This window comes from Pontibacter sp. GD7 (assembly GCF_058216375.1).
Genome location: NZ_JBYZMP010000016.1, coordinates 70,876 through 80,237, shown reverse-complemented (window position 1 = coordinate 80,237; position 9,362 = coordinate 70,876). Strand labels below are relative to the sequence as shown.

Genomic DNA, 9,362 nt, shown 5'->3' with positions numbered 1-9,362 from the left:
AGCTGGTGTAAAGAGCGGCTGTGCTATCCTTGACGAACCGCCGTATACGCGACCCGTACGTACGGTGGTGTGAGAGGCGCACCCCGTCAGTTAACACTGGCGGGGCCGTCTACTCGATTAGCCATAGATTTACTTTCTTCCTTTTTCTACATACTCATCAAAGTCTGCATAGTCCGCAACAACTTTTCCTATTGAATCAATAGCTAAGTAATGCCCTTTTCTTTTTTGCATTTCTATGATTAAGCTTTCCTGAATTTTATACTTCTTTAAAATCCTTTTAATGATTTCAACTTGTTCAGAGTCTTTTGCTATGGTTATAGAAACTTCGCCATCATCATGGCTATTTATTTTAATTCCATTTTCTAATTCTATTTCTAAGTTATGAATATAGAAATCAGGATTCTTTAAGAAAAATGTATTGAAGTCGGTGATCGTTTTAAAGCTATCTGTTTCAACTAAAGATAAATAGTTGTCTTCACTGTCGTATGCAACAATATCTATTCTTCTAATAATTAATGCGGGTTCTAGAATTGTAGTTGCTTGAAGAGAAGACATTTCAAGGAAGTAGTATCTTTCTTTTCCTTCTGTTGGATAGTCAAAGCTTACTAATTGTATCCTTGTGTATTCATCTTCGTCTAAATTCATACTTTTAATTTTTGGCCAACTACGAGCTAGCAGGAGTACCTACTCCCACTATCTGCATTATATCATGTAATTGGATTCAGGCTTCGGATTATACCTCTTACCATATCTTACTACCAATGCAAACTCCACTGAAACAAGATACATGAAATAATGATATGTTAAAAAGTATAAATCAATATAAAAACAAAAAGGCGAACCGTGTGGCTCGCCTTTAAAGTATAAATTTTGCGGATTAGTTTTTCTTAGGAGTTTCTTTTGCCTTATCAGCATTAGCTTTTTCAGCTTCGTACTCTTTGTTCAGGCCTTCTACTACTTCCGTAGTAATATCTCTGGTAGAGTCGCTGTATAGGATGGCGCTGTTGCCGCGCTGGTAAGTAAGCACCATTTTATAGCCTTTTTCTTCGCTAAGCTTCTTCAGGTAAGTTTCTACCTGGTCGTAGATCTTCTTCATCTCTTCCGACTCTTCTGTCAGAAGCTCGTTGCCAGTGCTCTGCTGTAGCGACTGAAGTTGCTGCTGCTTCTGCATCAGGCGTTGCTCTGTGGCGCTGGCCTGCTGCACTGTCATGTTTTGTGCCTGCTGCTGGAAACGCTGCACTTCTTTCTGGAAAGACTCTGCCTGAGAGCGAAGGCTTTTCTCTTTTGCCTCAGCCTTAGACTGTAGTCTTGTTTTTACGTCAGTAAAGTACTTATAATTGGCAAGCAGAGAGTCAGAATTTACGTAAACAATATCCGGAATACCTGTTTCTGCTGTTTTAACAGCGCCAGCATCGGCTACTACAACTTCTTTTTCGCCGTTTTGGCTGCATGCTGCAAGGGTAGCTGTAGCCACAGCAACGCCTAAGGTTAGCTTAAATAATTTCACAGTAAGTTTATTAATGTTTCTTAGTTGGAAGTTTTTCAACTCTAAATATAGCTTAATTTTTGTTTAAGCCTAAATTTTTTAATGTTTTAGTATCTCCTGGTAGGTTTCTTCGGCTTCCATCAGGCCATTGGCATCAATACCGGTCAGGCGCACGTGCTTTAGTTCATTTACCAGCACAGGGTCATACTTGGCGGCTACACGCACATAGTTTTCAGTCCAGCCTTCCATTATGCCGTCCTTCACATCATCCTCGAATAGCACTGTAAACTCACGGCCAATGTTTTGCTCGTAGAAGTGGCGCTTCTTTTTCTCGGATAGGATGCGCAGCATATCGGCCCGGCGGTTGCGGTCTTTTATACTTACTTTGCCCGGCATGTCAGGAGCCATGGTATTTTCACGCTCAGAGTACGGGAACACATGCAGGTAGCTCACGTCCAGGTCGTTGATGAAGTTGTAGGTCTCCAGGAAATCCTCTTCCGTCTCACCCGGGAAGCCCACAATCACATCTACACCAATACAGCAATGCGGCATCAACGATTTTATCTTCGCAACGCGGTCAGTGTACAACTCGCGCTGGTAGCGGCGGCGCATTAGTTTAAGGATCTTGTTAGAACCCGATTGCAGCGGCACATGGAAATGCGGCATAAAGCGCTGGCTCTGCGACACAAACTCAATTATCTCATCCTTCAGCAGGTTAGGTTCGATAGAAGATATTCGGAATCGTTCGATGCCCTCCACCTTGTCAAGCTCCTGCACCAGTTCATAGAACGTTTCCACGCGTTTGCCATCCTGCAGGCCAAAGTCGCCGGTGTTTACACCTGTCAGTACAATCTCCTTCACGCCAGACTCCGCAATCTCATTCGCAGACCTAACCACGTTCACAATACTGTCGGAGCGGCTGTTGCCACGGGCCAAAGGTATGGTGCAGAAGGTGCAGGAGTAGTCGCAGCCGTCCTGTACTTTCAGGAAAGTGCGTGTACGGTCGCCGAAAGAGTAGGAGTTATGGAAGGTGTTTGCCTCAGAAATAGGACTGGCGTATACTTCGGCTTTCTCCTTTTTCTCAAAGGTCTCCAGTATATCCACCAACTGAAACTTCTCAGCAGCACCCAACACGGCGTCCACGCCCGGTATCTCAGAGATCTCTTTTGGCTTAAGCTGGGCATAGCAGCCTACAATGGTAATAAAGGCATTCGGCGAGTGCTTCAGGGCCTCTTTTACGATCTTACGGCATTTCTTGTCGGCATTATCCGTAACCGAGCAAGTATTGATAACATATATATCCGGCGTATCCGTGAACTCCACCTTCTCGAAACCGCGCTCCTGGAAAATGCGCCCAATCGTGCTGGTTTCGGAGTAGTTCAGCTTACAGCCAAGGGTATAAAAAGCTACTTTCTTCATAATAAGACCGCAAAGGTACGAAATTTAATTTTGAAAACTGAGTGGATGGGAGATGGATGGTTATATTGTTAAATTGTTGATTGCTAAATGGTTGGTTTTGTGTCGTTATTGGTTGTTGGTTATTAGTTGTTCGATTATGGTGGTGGGTTAGAATGCTCACAGGTCTGGAAGACACTGTAAGGTTGGGCGCTGTCTGTAAAAGTATAAATTAAACCTGCTCATTCGGGATTAACCCACCCCTAACCCCTCCGAGGAGGGGAATTTTACCTCCCCCACCCCATCCTAAAAACAGGAGGGGAGAAATCGTTATCGAAAGTCCCCCTTCGAAGGGGGTAAGGGGGATGACAATCGTTCCCGATTCCCCTCCTCGGAGGGGTTAGGGATGGATTTTACATTCTGTTAATCCTTTAACACAATCAAGCAATTCAACCATTTAACAATTAAGCCTTTCAACAATTCAAAATTACTTTCTCACAAAATCACCATAAGAATACTGCATATAGGCCTTAGCCAGTTCAATTTGCTCGTTCGTAACGCCGCTTTCCTGCGTGATCACCTGCTTCGAAACGTTATCAAAAGTCATAACGCCCTGTGGGGTTACATACCCGAAACCATCGTTGAACACATAGAATGCGAACGGCTTAGAAGCGGTTTCCAGTAAATTGCGCCCCCAGCTAAAGTCCTGGTGCGGTAGTTTTAGCGCTGCCAGAAGGGTAGTGGCGATGTCTGTTTGAGAGCCGATGGTGTTTACCTGCAGACCTTGCCGCTTAACCACGCCGCCTGTAAGTATAAATGGTATCTTATACTTGCTTGGCTGGTGGTTGGCATCGTCGCCGGGTAGCGGGTGGCCGTGGTCTGCTACGATTACCACCAAAGTATTTTGCCACCAGGGTTGTTGCTTTGCCTGCTCTATAAACTTGCCCAAAGCCCAATCGGTGTAGTACACGCTGTTCCGGAAAAGCGCGGCATTGTCAGTACCCGGAAACTTAGGGGCTATCGGTATTTCGAAAGGCTCGTGGCTGCTCAACGTATAAACCGTGCTGAAAAAGGGCTGTTTTTCGCTGCTTAACTCATTTAATACCTTGTCAAACAAAACATGGTCGTGTGCGCCCCATTTCGAGTTGTAAGTGCTGGGGTCAAAATCATACTTATCTACCAGCTTATTGTAACCGCCATTTAACAAGTATGATTTGATGTTGGCAAACTCTAACTCGCCGCCGTAATAATAGCTGGTTTTATAGCCCAGTTTATTAAAAACCTTACTTAACTGTGGCAGTTTCTCGGTTTTCTTAGGCTCTTTTATAATTGAGGTGATTGTCTGCACCGGGTAGCCGCTCAGCAGGGCCACCATGCCTTTCTCGCTTCTATCGCCGCTGGCGTAGATGTTTGTAAACGTGATGCCTTCAGCAGCCAGTTTATCCAGGTTAGGTGTAACGCCTTGTTCTCCCCTTAAATGCCCTACCAATTTAGCCGTGTAACTCTCCAGTATTATAAAGAGCACGTTTGGCTTGGCTGTTGAAAGTATAGTTGCGGTGTCCGGTGTAGTATGCGAAGTATAAAGCTGTTTTACTTTTTCCTCGGCTTCCTGCTCAGGCATGTATTGGTAGGGGTTGTGGCTCGACTTGCTATACTTGAGCATGGCATGCATCAGGTTCCAGGGCATGTTCAAGCCGGCATGGTTGGCATAAGGCTTCTCAGAGAAGTATGCTACGCTCTGGTTTATCGGGATCTGCTGCCAACCGCCACGCAAGGGCAACACTAAAAGTATAAGGAAAAGAAAAGAAAGGCCTATACTATAAAGTTTTTTGGTACCCCAGTTATTTCTCCACTCGCCAAATACCTTGCTATACAAAAGTATAAATGCCACACTCAAACTAAGGGCAACCAGGCTCAGCAGGAATACGGGTGCGGAAGTGGCAGTAGCCACCATTTCGCCGGGGGTGCTCAGGTATTGCAGCGGGGTAGCATCCAGTCGGAAGCCCCAGAAAGTATAAAGTTCCAAGTCAGCGGCAAGCAACACTGAGATCAATACCACTAAAGTATAAGTATAGATTCTGACGATGCCCACTGTTTTTATACTTGGTTTAACAGCCGATACCAGGCCAAGCAAGAAAGGGATGATGCTGATATAAGCTGTAAATGAAGCATCCAGTCGAAGGCCATACAGGAAAGTATAAAACACCTCGTTGTTGCTTAGCTGCTCCGTTTTACCGGCATGGTACACCAGAAACAAAGCACGGGCCACCACAAAGAACAGTAGCCAGTACAGAAAGTATAAAGGTTGAAAGTATACGCGTTTTTTCACGGCGCAAATATAATGCATTACATCAGCCATTCTTAACGACTATGCTTTAAAGAAAATTCCAACTGCGCAGGAGAGGTGCCTATAATTATACTTGTGTAAGTATGAAATAGTATAAATGGTGAATTAGGCCCTTTTGTATAACGGGGGTGTTTGTGAAATAAATAGTATATTTCATGATACACCCCTTAAAAATTAGACCCCTTTTATTTGTGGTTGCATAAAACTATTTATCTTTGCCTTAGAAATTACAACCCAACCCTATAACCCATGGCAATTCTTCGATTTAAGGCGCTTGAACTGGTAAGTCAGCGTAAACCTGCAGAGGTTAACCTTCCATCTGAAAAAATTACTGATTATTACGGTGAAAACGTGTTTGGCTTTGAGGCTTTGCGTGCCACCATGTCGTCGGAATACTTTAAGCGCCTGCAGCGCACCATTGAGGCTGGTGAGAAAGTAGACCGTACCCTTGCCGACGCCGTGGCTGCCGCCATGAAGACCTGGGCCATGAGCAAAGGCGCCACGCACTATACGCACTGGTTCCAGCCACTAACAGGTGCCACTGCCGAAAAGCACGACTCATTCTTCGACCTTACTTCTGACGGTGATGCGATCGAAGCCTTTAAAGGAAGTGCACTGGTGCAGCAGGAGCCGGATGCGTCGTCTTTCCCAAGCGGCGGTATCCGTAATACGTTTGAGGCCCGTGGCTACAGTGCCTGGGACCCGTCTTCACCGGCTTTCCTGATAGAGAACGCAGGCACCAGAACGCTGTGTATCCCGACTATCTTCGTTTCTTATACCGGTGAGGCGCTGGACTATAAAACACCACTGCTTAAATCGCTTAAACTGTTGAACGATGCAGCCGTGCCGGTTTGTCAGTACTTCGATAAAGACGTAACCAAAGTAAGCACCACGTTAGGCATTGAGCAGGAGTACTTCCTGGTAGATAAGGCACTTTATGAGGCACGCCCTGACCTGATGGTGTCTGGCCGCACTTTGTTCGGACACATTCCTGCTAAAGGTCAGCAGCTGGAAGACCACTATTTCGGAAGTATACCGAGCCGTGTGCACGCCTTTATGGTTGATTTTGAGAAGTCGGCCTGGAAACTGGGTATACCATTGAGAACACGCCACAACGAGGTGGCCCCAAACCAGTTTGAGTGCGCCCCAACCTTTGAGGATGCCAACCTGGCCGTGGATCACAATCAGCTGCTAATGGACATAATGGACCGAGTAGCAGAACGCCATAATTTTAAAGTGTTACTGCACGAGAAGCCATTTAAAGGTGTAAACGGCAGCGGTAAGCACAACAACTGGGCTATGAGCACAAACACCGGCACTAACCTGCTGGCGCCTGGCAAAAAGCCTAAAGAGAACCTGCAGTTCCTGACGTTCTTTATCAATACCATTAAGGCAGTTTACAAGTATGACGATTTACTGCGTGCAAGTATAGCTTCTGCGAGCAATGACCACCGCTTAGGTGCCAACGAGGCACCTCCGGCTATCATGTCGGTGTTTATCGGTCAGCAGCTTACCGAGGTTCTGGATGAGTTCGAGCGTACCTCTAAGGTGCCTATCGAGAAAGGCGACAACATGTACCTGAAACTGGGCATCGACAGAATACCAGAGGTACTCCGCGACAACACGGACCGTAACCGTACTTCTCCATTTGCTTTCACAGGTAATAAGTTTGAGTTCCGTGCGGTGGGTTCATCTGCCAACTGTTCGTCATCTATGACGGTTCTGAACACCATCGTGGCAAACCAGCTGCAGGAATTCCGCCAGACAGTGGATGAATTGATCGATAAGAAAGGCGTGAAGAAAGAGGTTGCCGTTATACAGGTGCTTCGTGAGTACGTGGCCGAGTCGAAGCGCATTCGTTTTGAGGGCAACGGCTACTCTAAAGAGTGGGAGGAAGAGGCAGAGCGCCGTGGCCTGTCAAATATCAAGTCTACACCGCTTGCACTGGATGTGTATGAGCGTGAAGATGTGGTAGAGTTATTCTCGAAGCATGGTATACTTACACCTGTAGAGTTAAAGGCCCGCCATGAGATCCTGTTGGAAGATTACGTGAAGAAGATTCAGATCGAGTCGCGTGTGATGGGTGACCTGGCTGTAAACCACGTGATCCCGACGGCTATTGCATACCAGAACAAGTTGATCCAGAACATCCGTGGCCTGAAAGAGCTAGGGCTGGAGGACGAGTTTACACAGACTACGCTGGAGTCTATCAAGAAAATGTCGCGCCACATCACCACTATCCAGAAAAACGTGGACGCCATGATCGAGGCCCGTAAGGTAGCTAACAAGATAGAGGATGTGCGTGAACGCGCCATTGCCTACCGTGAAGAAATCTTTAACTACTTCGAGACCATCCGTTACAGCGTAGACAAACTAGAGCTAATGGTGGACGACGAAGACTGGCCACTGGTGAAGTACCGTGAACTGTTGTTCCGCCACTAAGAGCTAGTATAAATTAAAAACAGGAAAGGCACCCATCAGTGGTGCCTTTCTTTTTGTCCTGCTTATAAAGCATACCCAGTACTACAAAACTACCTTACTCAATTCAGGCGGAAATTCTGCTGTTTAATGGAGTTCAATTTTCGGGAGGTTTGCAGCAAAGTGGCCACCAGCAACGCAATGATCACCGCCATGGCAATAATAAGCGTAGAAAGTACCTTGATCAGGTTCATCTGGTGTTCGGCGGAATCCAGCAGTTCATGGCCAACGGTACCCTGAATTTTGCTCAGTTCGTGCAAGGGTGTGAGCAAGTGCTGAAAAGAAGCGCTGCCGGCTGTGTTATAGCTGACTTTTGCAGCATTGGTATTCTGGTTTCCGCTTTGGCTAAGTATAACTTTCTGTACAGCCAGCAGTTTTTGCCGGGCCTGTTTGTAATTTTCAAGAGATTGCCGTTCTGCGCCGGTAAGCAGCGTTCCCTCAAACTTAACAAGTATAGAGTCTATTTGCTGCTGGTTGGTGATGATCTTGTCACCGAGCCTGCACTTACGCAGTGTGTCCGTTTCCAGAATGTGCTGCTCCAGTAGCAAGTGGTTCTGGTAGCTGCGCTCCACAATGGCCGAAATATCCAGCGCCGGCACCAGTCTATCTTCATACACTGATTTAAACTGATGTCCGATCAGCTTCATGCTGTAACTCATAAACCAGTTGGATAACACGATCACTGCGAAAATAAAACCCAGTGCCAGCGAAATTTTATCCCGCTGCCTTAAACCTATAGTCCAGTCCATACTTCACTTTGTTTATACTTTAAAGCTATCATTTTTTAGCAGCTTCGCAACTACAAATTCCATTTACAGCAAAAACCAGACCTGCACCCTGACAACATTATCATTTAAAAATACTAAAACTAAAGTTGTGAGGCGCGTATAAAAGGCACATCAAAGCATGAGATAAACTTAAAGCTATACTTCGTGATCCCGATTAAAATACACACGCAACCTGACGATTCCACTTGTGGCCCGACCAGCCTGCATGCCGTGTACCGGTATTTTAACGACCCGATCCAGCTAAGCGATGTAATAAAAGAAGTGCCATACCTCGACGAAGGAGGCACCCTGGAAGTTTTGCTTGCCTGCCATGCCTTAAAGCGCGGCTACAGGGCCAGCATCTATACCTATAACCTGCACCTGTTCGACCCCACCTGGATCGGGCTTAGCAACGAGGAGATTATCCTGAAACTGGAACAGCAACTGGACTTTAAAAAAGGCAGCAAGTTCCGCAGGGCCACCATGGCTTACATTGATTTCCTGCAGTTGGGCGGTGAGCTAAGAAGCCGTGATTTAACGAAGGCTTTGTTGATAGAGTACTTTGAGCAGGGTATTCCGTTGCTGACCGGCCTGAGCGCCACCTACCTGTACAGAAGCGCGCGGGAATACGGCGACGAGCAGGGGAATTCGGTGTATGACGATGTGCGGGGTTACCCCATGGGTCATTTTGTGGTGCTGTGCGGCTTTGCCGAGGACATGAAAAGCATTGTGGTAGCCGACCCTTACCAGGAAAACCCCTACTTCAAGGATAATTACTACGAAGTTAAAGCGTCTCATCTTATTAATTCCATTATGCTGGGTATGGCCACCTTCGATGCGAGCCTGTTAGCCATACAGCCTGCCAGCACAGAACCAGAGCAAGTATAAA

The 9,362-nt window shown here is 46.3% G+C and carries 7 protein-coding genes; 2 read left to right on the top strand and 5 right to left on the bottom strand.

Annotated elements, in window-relative coordinates; all coding sequences use genetic code 11:
- Positions 1 to 129: 129 nt before the first annotated feature.
- From AC4BAP_RS18310 to AC4BAP_RS18295, 4 genes are all read right to left on the bottom strand, one after another.
- Complete coding sequence (locus AC4BAP_RS18310; protein WP_490584129.1) at positions 130 to 645, bottom strand: hypothetical protein; 516 nt, start codon at positions 643 to 645, stop codon at positions 130 to 132.
- A 232-nt stretch (positions 646 to 877) separates the two neighbouring features.
- Positions 878 to 1,507 (bottom strand): OmpH/Skp family outer membrane protein, encoded by a 630-nt coding sequence (locus tag AC4BAP_RS18305; RefSeq protein WP_490584128.1) that lies wholly within the window; start codon positions 1,505 to 1,507, stop codon positions 878 to 880.
- Between the two features lie 78 nt (positions 1,508 to 1,585).
- A complete protein-coding gene (gene mtaB / locus AC4BAP_RS18300) occupies positions 1,586 to 2,905 on the bottom strand; it encodes a tRNA (N(6)-L-threonylcarbamoyladenosine(37)-C(2))-methylthiotransferase MtaB (RefSeq protein ID WP_490584127.1) in 1,320 nt (439 codons plus the stop codon).
- 463 nt (positions 2,906 to 3,368) lie between these two features.
- Positions 3,369 to 5,210, bottom strand: coding sequence for an LTA synthase family protein (locus tag AC4BAP_RS18295; protein ID WP_490584126.1), 1,842 nt, complete (start codon positions 5,208 to 5,210; stop codon positions 3,369 to 3,371).
- Positions 5,211 to 5,477: 267 nt separating this feature from the next.
- Here AC4BAP_RS18295 and AC4BAP_RS18290 point away from each other — a divergent pair, with 267 nt between their 5' ends.
- Positions 5,478 to 7,670 carry a glutamine synthetase III family protein gene (locus AC4BAP_RS18290; protein ID WP_490584125.1) on the top strand — a complete coding sequence of 731 codons (2,193 nt, stop codon included), beginning with the start codon at positions 5,478 to 5,480 and terminating at the stop codon, positions 7,668 to 7,670.
- Positions 7,671 to 7,768: 98 nt separating this feature from the next.
- Here AC4BAP_RS18290 and AC4BAP_RS18285 read toward each other — a convergent pair whose 3' ends face one another.
- The gene (locus AC4BAP_RS18285; protein WP_490584124.1) at positions 7,769 to 8,455 is read right to left on the bottom strand and encodes an MCP four helix bundle domain-containing protein; all 687 of its coding nucleotides are present in this window, start codon (positions 8,453 to 8,455) and stop codon (positions 7,769 to 7,771) included.
- 183 nt (positions 8,456 to 8,638) lie between these two features.
- On the opposite strand from AC4BAP_RS18285, the gene AC4BAP_RS18280 reads away from it, so the two are divergent.
- Positions 8,639 to 9,361, top strand: a complete 723-nt coding sequence (locus AC4BAP_RS18280; protein ID WP_490584123.1) for a peptidase-C39 like family protein — start codon at positions 8,639 to 8,641, stop codon at positions 9,359 to 9,361.
- Position 9,362 lies beyond the last annotated feature (1 nt).

Bases quoted from the DNA above. Each gene is read 5' to 3' on its own strand.
- AC4BAP_RS18310 (WP_490584129.1), bottom strand. From the start codon at position 645: ATGAATTTAGACGAAGATGAATACACAAGGATACAATTAGTAAGCTTT.
- mtaB (WP_490584127.1), bottom strand. From the start codon at position 2,905: ATGAAGAAAGTAGCTTTTTATACCCTTGGCTGTAAGCTGAACTACTCC.
- AC4BAP_RS18290 (WP_490584125.1), top strand. From the start codon at position 5,478: ATGGCAATTCTTCGATTTAAGGCGCTTGAACTGGTAAGTCAGCGTAAA.
- AC4BAP_RS18285 (WP_490584124.1), bottom strand. From the start codon at position 8,455: ATGGACTGGACTATAGGTTTAAGGCAGCGGGATAAAATTTCGCTGGCA.